This window comes from Actinosynnema sp. NPDC050436 (genome assembly GCF_040655415.1).
GTDB lineage: Bacteria > Actinomycetota > Actinomycetes > Mycobacteriales > Pseudonocardiaceae > Actinosynnema.
Genome location: NZ_JBFAJV010000010.1, coordinates 156,491 through 173,490 on the forward strand (window position 1 = coordinate 156,491; position 17,000 = coordinate 173,490).

Below are 17,000 nucleotides of genomic sequence, written 5' to 3' on the forward strand. Positions count from 1 at the left end.
GGAGCTGCATGGGCGACGAGGTGGCGCGGCACGAGTTCACCCGCGATGACCGCACCCGGTACCGCACGAAGGTGCGCCGGTGCCTGGACGTGTTCGCCCGGATGCTGAGCGAGTCCCGGTTCGAGTTCGAGCGCCCGACCGCCGGGCTGGAGATCGAGCTGAACCTCGTGGACGACGCGGGCGACCCGGCGATGCGCAACGCCGAGGCGCTGGCGGCGATCGCCGACGAGGACTTCGTCACCGAGCTGGGCCAGTGGAACCTGGAGATCAACGTCGCACCCCGGCAGCTGGGCGGGGGCGGGATCGGCGAGTTCGAGGCGGTGGTGCGCGACTCGCTCAACGAGGCCGAGCGCAAGGCCCGCGAGACCGGCTCGCACATGGTGACGATCGGCATCCTGCCGACGCTCCAGGCCCGGCACCTGGGGCTGGACGCGCTGTCCGGCAACCCCCGCTACGCGCTGCTCAACGAGCAGGTGCTGGCCGCGCGCGGCGAGGACCTCCAGATCTCCATCGGCGGGGTGGAGAAGCTCCAGATGACCGCCGACTCGATCGTCCCCGAGGGCGCGTGCACGTCCACGCAGTTCCACCTCCAGGTGTCGCCGGACACGTTCGCGTCCTACTGGAACGCGGCGCAGGCCATCGCCGGGGTGCAGGTGGCGGTGGGCGCGAACTCGCCGTTCCTGATGGGCAAGGAGCTGTGGCGCGAGACCAGGATCGCGCTGTTCCAGCAGGCCACCGACACCCGCAGCGACGAGCTGAAGGAGCAGGGCGTCCGGCCCCGGGTGTGGTTCGGCGAGCGGTGGATCACCTCCATCTTCGACCTGTTCGAGGAGAACGTCCGGTACTTCCCGGCGCTGCTGCCGATCTGCGAGGAGGAGGACCCGGTCCAGGTGCTGGAGCGCGGCGACACGCCCGCGCTCGGCGAGCTGCGCCTGCACAACGGGACCATCTACCGCTGGAACCGGCCGGTGTACGACGTGGTGCGCGACCAGCCGCACCTGCGGGTGGAGAACCGGGTGCTGCCCGCCGGGCCGACCGTGCTGGACACCCTGGCCAACGGGGCGTTCTACTACGGCCTGGTGCGGATGCTGGCCGAGGAGGAGCGCCCGCTGTGGTCGCAGATGTCGTTCAGCGCGGCCGAGGAGAACTTCACCGCCGGCGCGCGCGACGGCATCGACGCCAAGGTCTACTGGCCGGGGCTGGGCACGGTGCCGGTGGCCGAGCTGGTGCTGCGCCGGCTGCTCCCGCTGGCGCACGAGGGCCTGGTGAAGCTGCGGGTGGAGCAGCAGGAGCGGGACCGGCTGCTGGGCGTGATCGAGCAGCGCTGCCTCACCGGCGTGAACGGGGCGACCTGGCAGGCCCGCGCGTTCCACCGGCACTACGACCACTCGTCGCTGGACCGGCCGGAGGCGCTGCGGCGGATGCTGCGGACCTACCGGGACCTGATGCACAGCAACGAACCCGTGCACACCTGGCCGGTCGGCTGACCGGCACCGGGTCACCGCGCCTGGACCGGGATCCTCGGCTCGGCGAAGGTCTTCCACGCGGCGACCAGCTCGGGGAGCAGGACGTGCCACGGCAGGGCGTCGAGCACCTCGTGCCGGGCGAGCAGCACCAGCCGGCCCTCCTCGCCCGCGTCCAGCCACACGGCCTGGAAGCCGGCGGCCCGCGCCGGGGCGTCCGCCACCACCTCGGCGGTCACCCGGGCCAGGTCGGCGACGGCCACCCGGCGGACGGCGGCGGTGGCGTCGCGCAGCACGCCGTGGCCGCGCGCCAGCTCGCCGACGGCCTCGGCCAGCCGCAACTCCCCCAGGCCCGCCCGGACCTGCACCGTCATCGACTCGTACACGGCGGACAGACTATGCGCGACGGGGCCGGACGCCGGGCGGACGCGATTCGCCTTCCCAATGGATCACGCCGGGCCGCCCTATCGTGGCCGCTCGGCCGCCCGGAGCTGTCGGTTGGCTGAACGCCGGAACTCCGCCCGGCCCCCGTCCGTTTCGACCGATGTGCCGACTACCGCCCGAACCGACGCCCCGCCCCGCTCCCCCGCCCGCGCGCTCGCCGTGGGCGGTGCGCTCGCCGTGGCGCTGACCGTCGTCATGGTGGGCGCGCTGGACGCGCACCGCCTGGTCACCTCGGCGGTCGGCCTGCGGCGCACGATCTCCGAGTACGCGCTGGGGCCGACGCGCTGGGTGTTCGACACCGCCGTGCTGCTGCTCGCGGCCGGTTCGGTGGCGATCCTGGCCGTCCTGGTGCGCCGGGGCGTCGCCCGCTGGACCTCGCCGGGCTCGCTGGCGTTCCTGGCGTGGTCGGCCGGGCTGGCGCTGGTCGTGGCGTTCCCCAAGCACGACTGGTCGGTCGGGCCGAGCGCGAGCGGCACGGTGCACCGGGTGGCGAGCCTGGTCGCGTTCCTCAGCCTGCCGGTGGCGGTGGCGCTGCTCGCCCGGCCGTGGCGGCGGGACGCGGCGTGGGGCCGGCACGCCACCCGCGCGTTCCGGCTGGGGCTGCTGTCCGCGCTGGCGTTCACCCCGATCCTGTACGCGGTGCTGGTGGACGTGGTCGTCGGCACGGCGTGGTGGCGGGTGCTGCCGCTCGGGTACGTCGAGCGGCTGCTCGTCGTGGTCGAGGTCATCGCCGTGCTGGCGCTCGGGTGGTGGGCGATCGCGGCGGCTCAGCCCGCGTACAGGCCGTCCAGCACGTCCCGGTAGCGGCTCTCGATCTCCTTGCGGCGCATCTTCATGCTGGGCGTCAGCGTGCCGTCGGCGACGCTGAAGTCCTGCTCCAGCACGGCGAACTTCTTGACGGTCTCGTGCCGGGCGAGGCCCGCGTTCGCCTGCTCCACCGCCGCGCCGACCTCCGCGTCGGCGTCCAGGCCGGACGGGGCGGTGTCCGGGTCGAGGGTGACCAGCGCGACGCAGTAGTTGCGCAGGTCGCCGTGCACCAGCACGTGCCCGATGTAGGGGCTGGCCGCCTTGATCCTGCTCTCCACCGACTGCGGGGCGACGTACTTGCCCGAAGAGGTCTTGATCAGCTCCTTCTTGCGGTCGGTGATCCTGAGCCTGCCCTCGTCGTCCAGCTCGCCGATGTCGCCGGTGCGCAGCCAGCCGCCGTCCAGCGCCAGCGCGGTCTCCTCGGGCAGGTTGTGGTAGCCGCGCATCACGCCCCGGCCGCCGACCAGCACCTCGCCGTCCTCGGCGATCCGGAGCCGGGTGCCGGGCAGCGGTCTGCCGACCGTGCCGAACGCCTGCTCGCCGGGCCGGTTGAGGAACGACGCGGCGGAGGTCTCGGTGAGGCCGTAGCCCTCCAGGATCACCATGCCCGCACTGGCGAAGAACCGGCCGACGTCGGGCGAGAGCGGCGCGGAACCGGACACGAAGTACCGGATGCGCCCGCCCACCCGGGCCCGGAACCGGCCGAACACCAGCACGTCGGCGATCTTGTTGCGCACCTTCCACCCCGGGTTGCGCGCGACCTCCTGCGCCCAGGCGAACAGCCTGCCCTTCACGCCGCCCTCGGCGCGCACCGCCGCCACCACCCGGCTGTGGATCTTCTCGAACACCCTCGGGGCCCCGGCCACGATCGTCGGCCGCAGCTCCCGGAGGTTGTCGGCGATGCGGTCGGCCGCGCCGTCCACGGCGGTGGCCACGCCGGTGGCGATCATGGCGATCTGGAGCACCTTGCCGAACGCGTGGGACATCGGCAGCCACAGGAAGTGCAGGTCGTCGGGCCGCAGCACGCCCAGTTCCACGACCGCCTCGGCGGTGTAGAGCCAGTTGTCGTGGGTCAGCTCGACGCCCTTGGGCACGCCGGTCGTGCCGGAGGTGTAGATCAGGGTCGCCAGGTCCTCGGGCGCGAGCGCGTCGACCAGCGCGTCGTAGTCGCCCTCGTCGGACCGGGGCAGGTCGTCGGTGGTGACCACCCGCACGTCGCCCAGCCGGTCCACCAGGTCGGGGTCGGCCACCACCAGCGCGCAGCCCGAGTCGCGGACGATGTGCGCGGCCTCCTCCGGGGTGCTGCTCGGGTAGATCGTGGTGGTCACGCCACCGGCCGCGAGCACGGCGAGGTCCGCGAGCACCCACTCCGCGCTGGTCTGCGCCATGATCGCCACCCGCACGCCGTCCCGGACGCCGAGCTGCCGGAAGCCCAGCGCCCGCGCGCGGACCTGCTCGCCGACCTCGCGCCAGGTCAGCGACCGCCACCCGCCGTCGGCGCGGTGCCGCAGCGCCTCGGCGTCCGGGGTCGCGCGCACGCGGTCGCGCAGCAGGTCGGGTATGGACCGGGCCATGGCGTCCTCCAGGCGGCGGAGCGGTGCTCTGGAGCGTTACTCTAGTGGGTGTGCGGGCGGAACGGCGGCAGGCGGTGCTCGACGCGGCGCTGGCGCTGGTGGAGTCCGGGCAGCCGGTGACGATCAGCGCGCTGACGGCGCGGTCCGGCGTGTCCAACGGCAGCATCTACCACCACTTCGGCAGCCGTGCCGGGGTGTTCTCGGTGCTGTACCAGGACAGCTTCGCGCGGTGCGTCGCGGCGATGACCCCGGCGCTGGCGGCGGAAGGCGCGCGGGAGGCGGTGCGCGGCCTGGCCGGGCGCTACCTCGACTGGGTCGCCGCGCACCCCGGGCGGGCCGGGTTCCTCTACGCCGCACCGCCGACCGCCGACCCGGCGGCGAAGGCGGCGGCGCTCGCCCCGGTCGCGGGGTGGTTCGCGGACCGGATGGCCGGGGGCGAGGTGCGCGCGTTCCCGCTGTGGGCCCTGGACCCGGTGGTGCTGGGCCCGGCCCACGAGTGCGCCCGGCGGTTCCTGCTGGGCGGCTTCGACCTGGCCGCGTCGCGCGATGTGGTGGCGGATGCGGTGTGGGGCGCGGTAGCGCCTCTAGGGTGAGCACATGGCTTCTTGGGGCGACCTCGCCGCGTACGTCCACGACACCTACGACGTCATCGCCGCGCAGGAGGACGAGCTGCGGATCCTGTTCAACTTCGAGCAGTTCGACGAGGACGACGAGCGCACGCAGGTGATCATCCTGGTGCGGGAGGTGCTCGACAACATGCACGAGTGGGTCCAGATCGCCTCGCCGATCGGGCTGGCCGCCAACGTGGACCTGCACGCGCTGCTGGTCGAGGTCGGCAACTCCACCATCTCGTGCGGCGCGGCCATCATGGGCGAGCACGTCGTGCTGCGCCACTCGCTGCCGCTGGTCGACCTGGACATCCACGAGTTCACCGACCCGCTGGCGCTGCTCGCGGGCACCGCCGACCGGCTGGAGGAGATCTTCTTCGGCGGCGACAACTACTGACCGGCCGGACCGCCGCCGGTCAGCCCCGCGCGGCCGGCGGCAGCTCGGCGGCCGACCCGACCGGCCATGCCCACGGGTCGTCGCCCAGCGCGGCCAGCTCCTCCACCTGCCGCACGCACCACGGCGAGATCGGCCGCACCCCGGCCAGCACGGCGGGCGCGAACTCCGCCCACGGCACCCACTCCACGTCGTCCACCTCGTCCGGGTTCGGCGTCGGGTCGCGGTCGAGCAGGCCCCGGAACACCGGGCACATCTCGTTCTCCACCACGCCGTTGTCCATCACCGCCCGGTAGCGGAACCGGGGCAGCACCAGGTCCAGCCGCACGTCCGCCAGGCCCAGCTCGTCGACCAGCCGGCGGGCCACCGCCGACGCCACGTCCTCGCCGGGCGCGGGGTGGCCGCAGCAGGTGTTGGTCCACACGCCCGGCCAGGTCTTCTTGTGCAGCGCGCGCCTGGTCAGCAGCAGCCGACCGTCCGGCGAGAACAGGTAGCTGGAGAACGCCAGGTGCAGCGGGGTGTCCTCGTGGTGCACGTGCGCCTTGTCGGCAACGCCGATGCCCGTCCCCGACTCGTCCAGCAACACGACTTGTTCCACGCGGGCCACCCTGCCACACCGGCCGGCGTCATCGCGAAGCGGCGAGCACCCCGGCGTCGCGCACCAACCTCCCGCCCGACGTCCGGGGCAGCGCCGGCAGCACGTGGACGCGGTCCGGCACGGCGGGCGCCGCCAGGCGTTCCCGGCACCAGCGCAGCACCTCGGCCTCGTCCGGACCACCGCCCCCGGCGCCCACGTAGGCTCGCACGGCCCCGTCGAACACCGCGATGGACTCGGTGACCAGCGGGTGCGCCCGCAGGACCGCCTCGACCTCGGTCAGGTCGACGCTGCGGCCCCGCACCACCACCAGGGAGTCGCCGCGCCCCAGCAGCACCAGGTTGCCGCGCGCGTCGAACCGGCCCCGGTCCCCGGTGCGGAGCCAGCCGTCCGCGTACCGCCCGCCGTCGTCGTGCAGGTAGGGCGACTCGTCCAGCGCCACCTCCACCAGCCCGTCGCGCACCCGCAGCGCGGTGTCGCCCAGCGGCCGGCCCACGGACGGGCGGGACGTGCCGGCGACGTCCACGGTCAGCGCGCCGGTCTCGGTGGTGCCGAAGCACTCGCCGACGGTGAACCCGTAGGCGCGCGCGAAGCCGTCGGCCACCTCGGGCGGCATCGGCTCGCCGCCGGACAGCGCGGCCCGCGCGGTGCGCAGCGCGGCCCGGTCCGGACTGGCCACCAGCCGCGCGAAGTGCACCGGCAGCCCGGCGACGAAGTCGACCTCGTGCGCGGCGGCGGCGCGCTGGACGTCCCCGGCCGAGCCGGTGGCCGGGAACACCAGGTGCACGCCCTCGGCCAGCGCGTGCAGCAGCCCGAAACCGGTCGACGTGCCGGTGGGCAGCAGCAGCCGTTCGCCGCGCCGGGCCACGCCCTCGGCCGACGTGAACCGCACCACCTCGCGGATGACCGACTCGGTGGAGCGGCCGACCACCGCCGACGGCCCGCCGGCAGCCGGGCGCAGCCGCACCAGGCGGTGCCGGGTCAGCGCGGGCACGCCGTCCGCGCGGCGCTCGGTGACCAGCTCGTGGCGCTCCCGGAACGCGCCGCCGAACCGCCCGGCCGACCGCACCACGAACTGCGGCCGGACCAGCGCGTGCTCCGCCTCGCGCTCGGCGGGCGTGCGCCGGGGGCTCAGCGGGATGACCCGCGCGCCCAGCACCCACAGCGCCAGCACCACTTCGAGGCGGGTGAAGCTCGGCGGCACCTGCACGGCCACGCTGCTGCCCTCGCCGACGCCCGCCGCCGCGAACAGCCCCGCCTCGGCGGCCACCGACTCCCGCAACCGGCCGTGCGTCACGGTGTGCTGGTGGGTGAGCACCGGCACGTCGTCGCCGTAGCGGTGCAGCAGGTCGGAGACGAACTCGCGCACCGGTCAGGTCTCCCGGCAGAACTCGCCGATGGGGATGCCGACGTGCCGCTGCTCGGTGGCGAGGTGCCCCAGCAGCTCGTCACCCCGGCACAGCTCGGTGACGTTGCGCACCTTGCCGCCGGGCCCCAGCACCCGGACGTGCCAGTCGTCCTGCACGGTCAGGCTGACCACCACGCCCTCCGGCGAGTGCGCGGTGATCGTGAGGAGCGGTCGGGACTCCAGCTTGGCGCGGCCCACGGTGAGCCTGCGGGTGCGGCCCTCGGAGTCCACCGCCAGCACCGCGCTGCCGGAGCGCAGCTCGGACAGGTAGTTGGTGCGGTTGTCCGGGCCCAGGACGTAGGAGTGCAGCGCGCCCGCGTTGACCCGGAACGGCCGGGTCGGCATGTACGGCAGCGGGTGCGTCTCGCTGCAGCACAGGATGAACCCCGACGCGTACGAGCCGACGAGGATGCCCTCGTCCTCCCGGAAGTGCGAGCAGGTGTCCACGCACACCCGGTCGCCCAGGCCGTTGTGCTCGATGCCCTCGACGGTGAGCGTGGTCAGCGCCAGCGGCGGCGTGGTGACCTCCAGCAGCCGGGCCAGGGCGAACACGTCGGCCGCGTCGCGCGGCGCGAGCAGCACCCCGTCCGAGCCGTGCTCCAGCACGTCCAGCACGATCGCCGCCTCCTCCAGGTCGGCGACCACCGTGACGAGCCTGCCCGCCGCCCCGTCCGCCGCCGCGATGACGATCTCCAGCGGGATCTTGGTCGGGTCGGCGAACTCGACGACGGTGTGCTCCAGCCGCACCGCCGCCGCGCACGCCAGCTTCAGCGTCCGGTCGTCGCGCACCCGGACGAACGCCGCGCTCGCGGTGAGCCGGTCCAGCCGGTCCCGGTCGTCCACGGTCACGGCGACCAGGTGCGGGCTGTCCACCGCCTCCGGCGCGACCAGCACGCGGGTCACGGTCGGCGGCAGGGCGTCCAGCAGGGCCGGGTCGTCGGACACGACCCCGGCCAGCCGGGCGTGCACGGCGGCGTCGACCACGGCTTCGCGGTGCGCCTCGGGAACGGTTCGCAGGTCGATCCAGGCGAATTTCACGCCAGACTCCAATGCGTGGTCAGGACGCGGCACCGGTCATGGCGGGCACCAGGCCGGCGTGGTGGTCGGCGTGGATCACCGACGCGAGCTCGGCGACCAGCGCCAGCGGGGCGGGCGAGGTGAACACGCGGCGGCCCACGGCCAGCCCCGCGCACCCCATCGCCATGGCGGCGCGGGCGTGGTCGACGGGGTTGCCGCCGGACGCGGGCCCGCCCGCCACCAGCACCGGGATGGGGCAGCTCGCCACCACCTCGGCCATCCGCTCGACGGGCAGCGCCAGGTTGGTCTTCACCAGGTCCGCGCCGAGGTCGACGGCGATGTTGACCACGTGCGCGAGCAGGGCCGGGTCCCGGGGGTCGCCGATGCGCGGCCCGCGCGGGTAGACCATGGCGATCAGCGGCACGTTCCACGAGTCGCACGCGTTGGCGACGACGCCGAGGTCGACCAGTTGGCGCTCCTCGGTGTCGGAGCCGATGTTGACGTGCACGCTGACCGCGTCCGCGCCCAGCCGCAGCGCCTCCTCCACCTCGCCGACCAGCACCTTGGCGTTGGCGTCGACCGCGTGCGCGGTGCCCGCGCTCAGGTGCACGACCAGCGCGCAACTGCCGAGCAGGCCGGGATCGATCGTGCGCACCCGTCCTTTGTGGACGATGACGGCATCGGCACCGCCGACGACGACCGCCCTGATCAGCTCGTGCCACCGGTCGCGCGGCACGACGGGCCCGTCGGAGACGCTGTGGTCCAGCGGGACGAACAGGTACCTGTCGTCACGCGGCCGGGAAAGCCGTCGCAGCCGCAACGCTTTCCTCATGCGCTCACACCTCCCGTGGTTCCGCCGCCGGGGTTCCGGCTCAGGCCATGGAGCAGAGTGGTGGAACCCGACTCTTGCGGGGAGGTGGCAGGTGGCGATAACTCGGCAGTTATGCACCTCTTGGAGCAACGCGGTACGACAACTCCGCGACGGAGCGTCAACCCCTCACACTCGCACGGTCGGTGTTTGACCTGATCCGTTTGCCCTAGGCTGCGGAAGTGCACATGGAGCTGAGACACCTCCACGTTGTGCTGACCGTGGCCGAAGCGGGCAGCATCAGCCGGGCCGCTTCGTCGCTCAAGATCGCGCAGGCCGGGTTGACCGCGCAGCTCCGCCGGATAGAGCGCGGCTTCGGCGGTCCGCTGTTCGTGCGCCGCAGCGACGGCGTGGAACCGACCGAGCTGGGCAGGCACGTCGTCCAGCGGTCGCGTGACCTGGTGGAACGGTTCGACGACCTGCTGGCCACCGCGCGCAAGATCGCCGCCGAGAGCGGCAGCCTGGGCATCAGGCTGGGCGGGGTGGCCGGCTCGCTGACGCCGTTGCTGGTGGGCGTCGTCCGCGACCTGCTGCCCGACCAGCCGCAGACCACCCACATCGAGCGCAGCTGCGACGCGGTGCTGGAACTGGTGCGCACCGGAAAGCTCGACGTGGCACTGGTCGTGGAGTTCCCGCAGAGTCCACTGCGGATTCCCGAAGAGGTCGCCCACCGCCCGGTGGTGACCGAACCGATGCTGGTGGGAATCCCGGCAGGCCACCGGTTGTCCACCCGCACCGAGATCCGCCTGTCGGAGCTGGCGGACGAGGACTGGGCCGTCCCCGAGGAGAACTACGGCGGCGGCAAGCTCAACCTCCACCTGGCCTGCGAAGCCGCCGGCTTCACCCCCCGCTGCGTGCACTTCGGCGCAGACCCGGCCGCAGCGGCGGAGCTGGTACGTTCGGCGCAGACCGTGGCGTGCTTCTTCCCCACGCCCCAGAACCTCCCCGGAGTCGTCCTCAAACCGATCGCGGGCAATCCGATCCACCGCCGGGTAACCCTGACCTGGCAACGAGAACACGTGGCGGCCCAACACGTGGACGACATCCACGCCGCCCTGCTGGAGGCGTACCAGGAACAGGTCTGGGGAAACCCGCACCAACGAGCCACCCCCACCGGCCTAGCAGCAGCCGCCAGCTAACACACCCCTTCGCGCACTCCCGCACTCCCCACCCAAGCGCGTCGTGTCATCCCCGTATGGCCCGCGCGCAGCGAACCGCGCTTGAGTGGGGTGTGCAAGCACGCCCTTCGCTTGCACACCCCACTCAAGGGTGGTTGTCTTTGACCGGGCCATACGGGGATGACACGACGACCCTCACCACCCGTCATCCTTGGCGGCTCGCCCGTCCGGCGAGGACTCCCTAAAACCCCTTGAACCCCCTTGAACCCCTACACCCCGTCCTCATCCCGAGCCACGAACCGCTCAGCCATCTCCATGTCCCACCACGCGGCGAAGAACTGGAAGTCCTCCTCGGACCGGTTCACCAGCCGGTGCTCCTCGTAGGGCCGGAAGTGCACCAGATCCCCGGCCGAGAACGGCACCGCCCCGTCCGCCGTCACGATCTCCGCCACTCCCGACACGGCAACCCAGACCTCGTGCTCCCGGTGCCCGTGCGTGGACGACGAAGCACCCGGCCCCACCACGCACCACGACCCGTCGAACGGCGCGTTCACCACCGGCCACGGCATCAGCCGCCGCGCCACCAACCCCCGGTCGCGCACCAACTCACCCGGATCCAACCTGCGGATCTCCACGGCGACTACCCGCCCCGAACGGACGATCCCATGCGCTCTCCCCAGCAGAACCGCGCCCGAAATGTGCCGCAGATGATCCCCGGCCACCCCCTCCACGGCAAACGGCCGCCATAGGGAACGCCTCTGGCTCCGCCCCGACGAACCCCTTCGACCGGGCTCGCCTCAACAAACCCCTTCCGCCCTCAAGCAGAAGTCCAACCGCGACCGCGCGTCCACGTCCTCCGACACCGCCAGCACCGACCGGTAGTCCGCCGCCGCGTCGCCGAACCGGCCCACCTTCTCGAACACCACCGCCCGGTTGAACCGCACCTCCGGCGAGTCGGCCAGTGCCACGGCCCGGTCGAAGTCCGCCACCGCCCCGTCGAGGTCGCCGGTCTCGAAGCGGATCTGGCCCCGCAACGCCCACCCCGCCGCGAAGTCCGGGTCGGTCCGCAGCGCCGCCGACACCACGTCGCACGCCTGCCGCCCGTCACCGCCCTCCGCCAGCAGCCGCCCCTGCACGCACAGCAGGTGCACGTTGTCCGCCGACAGCGCCAACCCGGCCCGCACGTCGTCCCACGCCCCGTGCGAATCCCCGACCTCGCACCGCAGCGAGGCCCTGTTCACCAGCGCTGGCACGTGCCCGGGGTCCAGCTCCAGCACGTAGTCGAACGCGGCCAGCGCCCGCCGGACGTCGCCCAGCTCCAGCCACGCGTCCGCCAGGTTGTAGTGCACCTCGGGGAACGGCGGGCACAGCGGCAGCACCCGCTCGAACGCCGAGACCGCCTCCTCGTCGCGCCCCAGCTCGCGCAGCAGCACCCCCCGGTGGAAGTGGTGCTCGAAGAACCCGGGGTCGACCACGGCGTTCGCGGAGTGCTCGGCGAGGGCCTCCTCGTCCCGGCCGGCCATGCCCAGCAGCAGCCCCCGGTTGAGCCGCAGCACGGACCGCAGCAGCGGGTGCTCGGCGGCCCCGAACGCCCGGTCGAGCGCGGTCCGGCCCTCCTCGATCAGCCGCAGCGCCTCGTCCACCCGGCCTTCGCGCATCTCCACCAGCGCCAGGCCGTTGCGCGCGAACACCGAGTGGAAGACGCGCTCCTCCGGGTCGTCCAGCTCGGCGGCCAGCGCCACCGCCCGGTTCATCAGGTCGCGGGCCCGGACCAGGTCGCGCCGGGGTTCCGGCAGGTGCCGGACGTGCAGCATCGCCGTCCCGTGGGCCAGCCGGAACCGCTGTGGCACGCCGTCCGCCACCTGCGCGGCGGACGCGTAGACCACCTGGGCCTCCTCCGCGCGCCCGGCGACCGCGAGCGACGCCCCGGCGGCCTCGGTGAAGTGCCACCAGTCGCCCGAGCCCCGCACCACCAGCTCCCGCCCGCGCAGGGCCAGCGACGCGGCGGCGTGGTACAGCCCGACCTTCCGGCAGTGCCCCAGCGCGTGCTTGACCGCCTGGACACCGGCCTCCGGCCGGCTGCCGCGCACCGCGTGGAACGGGATCGCGCCCAACGCCAGCGACTGCTCGCCCAACGCGTACAGCCGCGCGCACCGCTCGTCGTGCCGCCGGGCGCGCTCGTCGGGCGGCAGGGCCGAATAGGACTCGAACGCGCCGGGGTCGTCCGTGGTCCCGTCGCTGAGCACGAAGTCCTCGACCTCGTCCGACTCCACCACGCAGTCCACCCGCCGCGCGAACGCGGGCAGCACGTCCGCCAGCGACACCGCGACCTCGCCGGGCGGGTCCACGACCGGGTCCATCCCGGTGCCAACCACCACCGTGAGCTGCGGGATGTCCTGCCGCCGCAACAACACCGCGAGCAGCTCGCGGTCGGTCGGGTCGGCGTGGTGCAGGTTGTCCACGAACAACGTCCTCGGCGCGTCGCCCAGGGACGCCAGGTACGCCCGCAGGAAGTCCGCGATGCCGTTGGCGATGTTGCGCGTGTGCAGCCGCGAGTAGTACCGGGTGCGCTGCTCGTCGCCGACCGTCCACTCCAGGGTGGCCCACGCGGTCGGCACCGACACCGCCAGCTCCGGCGCGGCGGTGGCCAGTTCGGTGTTGTGCCGGGCGGCGAGCTCGGGGCACCGCGCGAACGCGTCGTCCGCCACCGCCCGCAGCAGGGTGCCGCCGGCCGTGTACGGGCCGCGCAGGCCCCGGTGGGCGTTCACGTCGGCCAGCGCGGGCGGCAGTTCCAGCCCGGCGCGCAGCCGCGCGCGGTCGACCGCGCGCCGTCCCCGGAGCCAGAGGTGGTCGGCCATCCGTCAGCTCGCCAGGGCCGGGACCAGGCACGCGGCGGCGGCCAGCGGCACAGGTCCGGGCAGACGGATCCGGATCTTCTTCATCTTCGGTGGCACGGGAACCTCCACGGAAAACGGCGCGGAGTGCCCGACTTTAGTGGGGGAATACCGAAAACGGCAGGTCGCACTCCGCAGTCCATAAGTCCGGGCAATAGCACCTATCGGGTCGAGCTAGTCCGAATGCCGCAGCACGCTTTCGACTTCGGCGCGGAAAGCGTGCACGCCGTCCTCGCCCTGCGGTGCGCCGTGGGCCTGGAGCAGGTGCAACAGCGCGACGCTGTCGGCCGAGCGCCGCGCCCGCGCGCGGAACGCGAACACCGCCTCGTACACCGCGACCGACGTCGCCAGCGCCGCCGCCACCGTGGCAAGGAACCCCCACAGCGCACGCCGGCCGGGGTCCGCCACCGCGACCGCGCCCAGCGCGGCCGACGCCGTGAACAGCAGCGCGGTCGACCCGGTCGTCCACCGGCGGGCCTTCGCGTAGGTGGTCCGGGCCTGCTCGAACCCGGCCAGCCGCTCCCCGACCCGGTGCCTCAGGTAAGCCCGCAGGAACTGCTCCCGCCGATCCGCCGCCACCTCACCAGCACCCGCTCCCGCCACGTCCACACCTGAACCCGCACCCGCGACAGCCACGTCCGCACCCACGCCCGCCGCAGCCACGTCCGCACCCACACCCGCACCCGCCTCCGTCATGCCCTGCCCACCACCTCGTGCCGGTGACGCGCCACCCCGGCCGCCAACTCGCGCGAGCGCTCCTCGCGCTCCGCGTCGTCGGCGGCCGGTGGAGCGGCCAGGTGGTCGAAGTACAGCGCGCGCAACCGCTCGGCGCGGGCGCGCGCGTCCGGGTCCTCCCCGCCGCGCCCGAGCACCGCGAGCACCGCCGCCCCGGCACCGGCCACGGCGAGCAGCACGCCCGGCCACGGCTCGTCGCGCAGCCAGCTCTGCAACGCGCCGAACACCGTCGCCGCGAACCCTGCGCCGATCGCCAGCACCACCAGCAGCCGGGCCCGCTCGCGCTCCCGCAGCGCCGCTACCTCCTGCTCGCGCAGCACCGGGGCGACGACCTGGTTGGCCTCGTGGATCGCGTCCGCCAGCAGCGGGTAGTCCAGCACGTACCCGGGGTCGACCACCGGCTGCGGCGGGGGTTCGCGGAACCGCAGGCGCGGCCACACGGCCGGCGGCGGCACGGCGGCGTGCAGCACGTCGCCCGGCTTCCCGGCGAACACCCGGTGCAGCACCGCGACCACCCGCTCCGGCCCCTCGTCCAGGTGCACCACGGCCACCCGGCCGCTGCGCACCAGGACCTCCAGGTCCCCGTCGACCCGGCCGCCGGCGATCTCGTCGGCCAGCCCGCCGGTCCCGGCCAGCACCAGCACCGGCCGATCCCGCCCGAGGTGCCCGACCAACGCCTCCTCCACCCCGTCACCGACAACCCCGTCACCGACAACCCCGCCACCGGCATCTCCACCAGCCACGACCCCACCGCCCACCAGGAACGCGAGCGCAGGCCGCCGACCACCCGCGACCGCCTCCACGACCCGGGCCAGCGCGGGCACCTCCTCACCCCACCGCGAGCCCGGCACCAGCACGGCCGTGTCGTGGTTGGGGTTGAGGCGCACCTCGCCGCCGGTGGGTTCGGCGTCCACCGCGACCTTCCCGGACGGCGCGACCCCGACCAGGCGGGGCCACTTCCCGTCCAGGGCGTCGGCGGCCAGGCCGACCAGGTGGGTGATGCCGGTGTCGGCACCCGCCGTGAGCACGACCGCGTCGCGCTGCGCGGCAGCCGCCAGCACGGCTCTGAGCACCGGCAGCACGGCGGCGGACAGGTCCGCGCCCGGTGCGTCGACCGGGCCGAGGACGGTGAGGACCGGACGGGCGCGGGGCAGGCCGAGGGCCCGTGCCCGGATGTCGGCGTCGGGGTGGGCCAGCCGGCGCACCCTCGGACCCGGGGTAGACATGCGGGGCACCCTAGCGCTGCTTCACGCGGATTTCACCCGTCCGGGCGACGGATTTTCGCCCAGGTAGGATTTTGACCGTGCAAATCGACCCCGCCGAGATGGAAGTCGCCCTGAAGGTGCTCGCCCAGGTGGAGGAACTGCCCACCGAGCACCCGGACGTGGTGGCCATCCGCCGGGCCACCTCCAGCATCTACAAGACCGTCCGCAAGCGCCGCAAGGCCGACCGCCGCCAGGCCGTCACCGACGCGGACCGGGCGGTCACCGAGGCGACCGCGACCGGCTCGCCGACCCGCATCGACGACGAGACGCGGGGCGTCCTGCTCCAGGAGCCCGAGCCCGGCTCGATCGCGGGCACGCTGCTGCGCGCCCGGTCCTGCTACACCTGCAAGAGGCGCTACACCGAGGTGGACGCCTTCTACCACCAGCTCTGCCCGGCGTGCGCGGGGCTGAACCGGGGCAAGCGCGACGCGAGCGCCGACCTGTCCGGCAAGCGGGCGCTGCTGACCGGTGGCCGGGCCAAGATCGGCATGTACATCGCGCTGCGGCTGCTCCGCGACGGCGCGCACACCACCATCACCACCCGCTTCCCGCACGACGCCGTGCGCCGGTTCGCGTCGATGCCCGACAGCGGGGACTGGCTGCACCGGCTGCGCGTGGTCGGCATCGACCTGCGCGACCCCGGCCAGGTGGTGCGGCTGGCCGACTCGGTCGCCGCCGCCGGCCCGCTGGACATCCTGATCAACAACGCCGCGCAGACCGTGCGCCGCTCGTCCGACGCCTACGCGCCGCTGGTCGCCGCCGAGAGCGCGCCGCTGCCGTCCGGGCCGCTGCCCGAGCTGGTCACGTTCGGGCACGACATCGCGGCCCACCCGATCGCGCTGACCAGCGGGCTCGGCGGCGCGATGCCCGAGGTCACCGCGCTGGCGCTGACCGCGGGCTCCGAGCTGATCGACGCGGGCGGGCTGGTGCCGGACGTGGCCGCCGTGAACAGCTGGGTGCAGCGGGTGGACGAGGTCGACCCGGTCGAGCTGCTGGAAGTGCAGCTGTGCAACAGCACCGCGCCGTTCATCCTGATCTCCCGGCTGCGCCCGGCCATGGCCGCCTCCGCCGCGCGCCGCAAGTACGTGGTGAACGTCTCCGCGATGGAGGGCCAGTTCAGCCGCGCCTACAAGGGGCCCGGCCACCCGCACACCAACATGGCCAAGGCCGCGCTGAACATGCTGACCAGGACCAGCGCGGAGGAGATGCTGGAGACCGACGGCATCCTGATGACCGCCGTCGACACCGGCTGGATCACCGACGAGCGCCCGCACCCCACCAAGATGCGACTGGCCGCCGAGGGCTTCCACGCCCCGCTGGACCTGGTCGACGGCGCGGCCCGGGTCTACGACCCGATCGTGCGCGGTGAGCTGGGCGAGGACCTGCGCGGCTGCTTCCTCAAGGACTACGCACCCGCGGCCTGGTGAACCACTCGCCCACCCCACCCGAACACCACGCGACCGGCCTCTGCCCCGCACGACGCGGTGATTCCGCGCGTTGCGGAAAGGAGCAACGGGAGTCGGCCATCCGGGTACGGCGGTCACCGAACCCGCCGTCGTGTGCGACTCTCCGTCGGTAGGCTGGAGCGGTCGTTCGAGCGGGGGGTGCGCATGAAACGCGGGCGGGCGGTTCGCGCCGCCACCCCACCCTGCCACCGCACCACCCGGTTACCGCACGACCGGGTGACCTCCGAACGCCGCAGCAGTAACTCGGCGCCACCGGCACCGGCCCCAGAGCCACCGGCCCCAGAGCCACCGGCACCACCGGCACCGGCTCCAGGGCCATCGGTGCCGGCACCACCGCCGGACGC

General features: G+C 73.7%; 16 protein-coding genes. 6 read left to right on the plus strand and 10 right to left on the minus strand.

Translation table 11 applies throughout. The annotated features are described in order from the left end of the window. The first annotated feature begins 8 nt into the window (after nt 1-8). Complete coding sequence (locus AB0I60_RS23950; protein ID WP_360733074.1) at nt 9-1,487, plus strand: glutamate--cysteine ligase; 1,479 nt, start codon at nt 9-11, stop codon at nt 1,485-1,487. A gap of 11 nt (nt 1,488-1,498) precedes the next feature. Here AB0I60_RS23950 and AB0I60_RS23955 read toward each other — a convergent pair whose 3' ends face one another. Then, nucleotides 1,499-1,849, minus strand: coding sequence for a hypothetical protein (locus AB0I60_RS23955; RefSeq protein WP_360733076.1), 351 nt, complete (start codon nt 1,847-1,849; stop codon nt 1,499-1,501). 235 nt (nt 1,850-2,084) lie between these two features. On the opposite strand from AB0I60_RS23955, the gene AB0I60_RS23960 reads away from it, so the two are divergent. Then, on the plus strand, nt 2,085-2,711 hold the full coding sequence (locus AB0I60_RS23960; protein ID WP_360733077.1) for a DUF998 domain-containing protein: 627 nt from the start codon (nt 2,085-2,087) through the stop codon (nt 2,709-2,711). On the opposite strand, the gene AB0I60_RS23965 is transcribed toward AB0I60_RS23960, so the two are convergent. Further along, nucleotides 2,675-4,288, minus strand: coding sequence for an AMP-dependent synthetase/ligase (locus AB0I60_RS23965; RefSeq protein ID WP_360733079.1), 1,614 nt, complete (start codon nt 4,286-4,288; stop codon nt 2,675-2,677). The genes AB0I60_RS23960 and AB0I60_RS23965 overlap by 37 nt on opposite strands. Before the next feature lie 50 nt (nt 4,289-4,338). Between AB0I60_RS23965 and AB0I60_RS23970 the strand changes: the two genes are divergently transcribed. Together AB0I60_RS23970 and AB0I60_RS23975 are read left to right on the plus strand one after the other, a co-directional pair. Beyond that, the gene (locus AB0I60_RS23970) at nt 4,339-4,881 is read left to right on the plus strand and encodes a TetR/AcrR family transcriptional regulator (RefSeq protein ID WP_360733080.1); all 543 of its coding nucleotides are present in this window, start codon (nt 4,339-4,341) and stop codon (nt 4,879-4,881) included. Nucleotides 4,882-4,885: 4 nt separating this feature from the next. Then, nucleotides 4,886-5,293 (plus strand): hypothetical protein, encoded by a 408-nt coding sequence (locus AB0I60_RS23975; RefSeq protein ID WP_360733082.1) that lies wholly within the window; start codon nt 4,886-4,888, stop codon nt 5,291-5,293. Between the two features lie 19 nt (nt 5,294-5,312). Here AB0I60_RS23975 and idi read toward each other — a convergent pair whose 3' ends face one another. Genes idi through AB0I60_RS23995 form a run of 4 tightly spaced genes read right to left on the minus strand, consistent with a single transcriptional unit; the run spans nt 5,313 to nt 9,142 of the window. After that, nucleotides 5,313-5,888, minus strand: a complete 576-nt coding sequence (idi, locus tag AB0I60_RS23980; RefSeq protein WP_360733083.1) for an isopentenyl-diphosphate Delta-isomerase — start codon at nt 5,886-5,888, stop codon at nt 5,313-5,315. A 28-nt stretch (nt 5,889-5,916) separates the two neighbouring features. Further along, nucleotides 5,917-7,254: an AMP-binding protein gene (locus tag AB0I60_RS23985; protein WP_360733085.1), complete on the minus strand. Its 1,338-nt coding sequence runs from the start codon at nt 7,252-7,254 to the stop codon at nt 5,917-5,919. Between the two features lie 3 nt (nt 7,255-7,257). Further along, nucleotides 7,258-8,331 carry a 3-dehydroquinate synthase II gene (locus AB0I60_RS23990; RefSeq protein WP_360733087.1) on the minus strand — a complete coding sequence of 358 codons (1,074 nt, stop codon included), beginning with the start codon at nt 8,329-8,331 and terminating at the stop codon, nt 7,258-7,260. Nucleotides 8,332-8,350: 19 nt separating this feature from the next. Then, nucleotides 8,351-9,142, minus strand: coding sequence for a 2-amino-3,7-dideoxy-D-threo-hept-6-ulosonate synthase (locus tag AB0I60_RS23995; protein ID WP_360733089.1), 792 nt, complete (start codon nt 9,140-9,142; stop codon nt 8,351-8,353). Nucleotides 9,143-9,366: 224 nt separating this feature from the next. Between AB0I60_RS23995 and AB0I60_RS24000 the strand changes: the two genes are divergently transcribed. Beyond that, nucleotides 9,367-10,317 (plus strand): LysR family transcriptional regulator, encoded by a 951-nt coding sequence (locus AB0I60_RS24000; protein ID WP_360733091.1) that lies wholly within the window; start codon nt 9,367-9,369, stop codon nt 10,315-10,317. A 248-nt stretch (nt 10,318-10,565) separates the two neighbouring features. Here AB0I60_RS24000 and AB0I60_RS24005 read toward each other — a convergent pair whose 3' ends face one another. The 4 genes from AB0I60_RS24005 to AB0I60_RS24020 all read right to left on the minus strand — a co-directional run bounded on the left by AB0I60_RS24005 (nt 10,566) and on the right by AB0I60_RS24020 (nt 15,151). Then, nucleotides 10,566-10,931, minus strand: a complete 366-nt coding sequence (locus tag AB0I60_RS24005) for a cupin domain-containing protein (RefSeq protein ID WP_360733093.1) — start codon at nt 10,929-10,931, stop codon at nt 10,566-10,568. 162 nt (nt 10,932-11,093) lie between these two features. After that, nucleotides 11,094-13,154, minus strand: coding sequence for a tetratricopeptide repeat protein (locus tag AB0I60_RS24010; RefSeq protein WP_360733094.1), 2,061 nt, complete (start codon nt 13,152-13,154; stop codon nt 11,094-11,096). Nucleotides 13,155-13,364: 210 nt separating this feature from the next. Continuing rightward, nucleotides 13,365-13,886, minus strand: coding sequence for a hypothetical protein (locus tag AB0I60_RS24015; protein ID WP_360733095.1), 522 nt, complete (start codon nt 13,884-13,886; stop codon nt 13,365-13,367). Further along, nucleotides 13,883-15,151 carry a hypothetical protein gene (locus AB0I60_RS24020; RefSeq protein ID WP_360733096.1) on the minus strand — a complete coding sequence of 423 codons (1,269 nt, stop codon included), beginning with the start codon at nt 15,149-15,151 and terminating at the stop codon, nt 13,883-13,885. Before AB0I60_RS24020 ends, AB0I60_RS24015 begins: the two co-directional genes overlap by 4 nt. A 77-nt stretch (nt 15,152-15,228) precedes the next feature. Between AB0I60_RS24020 and AB0I60_RS24025 the strand changes: the two genes are divergently transcribed. After that, nucleotides 15,229-16,617 (plus strand): SDR family NAD(P)-dependent oxidoreductase, encoded by a 1,389-nt coding sequence (locus tag AB0I60_RS24025; RefSeq protein WP_360733098.1) that lies wholly within the window; start codon nt 15,229-15,231, stop codon nt 16,615-16,617. Nucleotides 16,618-17,000 lie beyond the last annotated feature (383 nt).

Coding starts and splice junctions, on each gene's coding strand:
- AB0I60_RS24000 (WP_360733091.1), top strand. CDS start 9,367: ATGGAGCTGAGACACCTCCACGTTGTGCTGACCGTGGCCGAAGCGGGC.
- AB0I60_RS23975 (WP_360733082.1), top strand. CDS start 4,886: ATGGCTTCTTGGGGCGACCTCGCCGCGTACGTCCACGACACCTACGAC.
- AB0I60_RS23995 (WP_360733089.1), bottom strand. CDS start 9,142: ATGAGGAAAGCGTTGCGGCTGCGACGGCTTTCCCGGCCGCGTGACGAC.
- AB0I60_RS23950 (WP_360733074.1), top strand. CDS start 9: ATGGGCGACGAGGTGGCGCGGCACGAGTTCACCCGCGATGACCGCACC.
- AB0I60_RS23965 (WP_360733079.1), bottom strand. CDS start 4,288: ATGGCCCGGTCCATACCCGACCTGCTGCGCGACCGCGTGCGCGCGACC.
- AB0I60_RS24020 (WP_360733096.1), bottom strand. CDS start 15,151: ATGTCTACCCCGGGTCCGAGGGTGCGCCGGCTGGCCCACCCCGACGCC.
- AB0I60_RS24010 (WP_360733094.1), bottom strand. CDS start 13,154: ATGGCCGACCACCTCTGGCTCCGGGGACGGCGCGCGGTCGACCGCGCG.
- AB0I60_RS24015 (WP_360733095.1), bottom strand. CDS start 13,886: ATGACGGAGGCGGGTGCGGGTGTGGGTGCGGACGTGGCTGCGGCGGGC.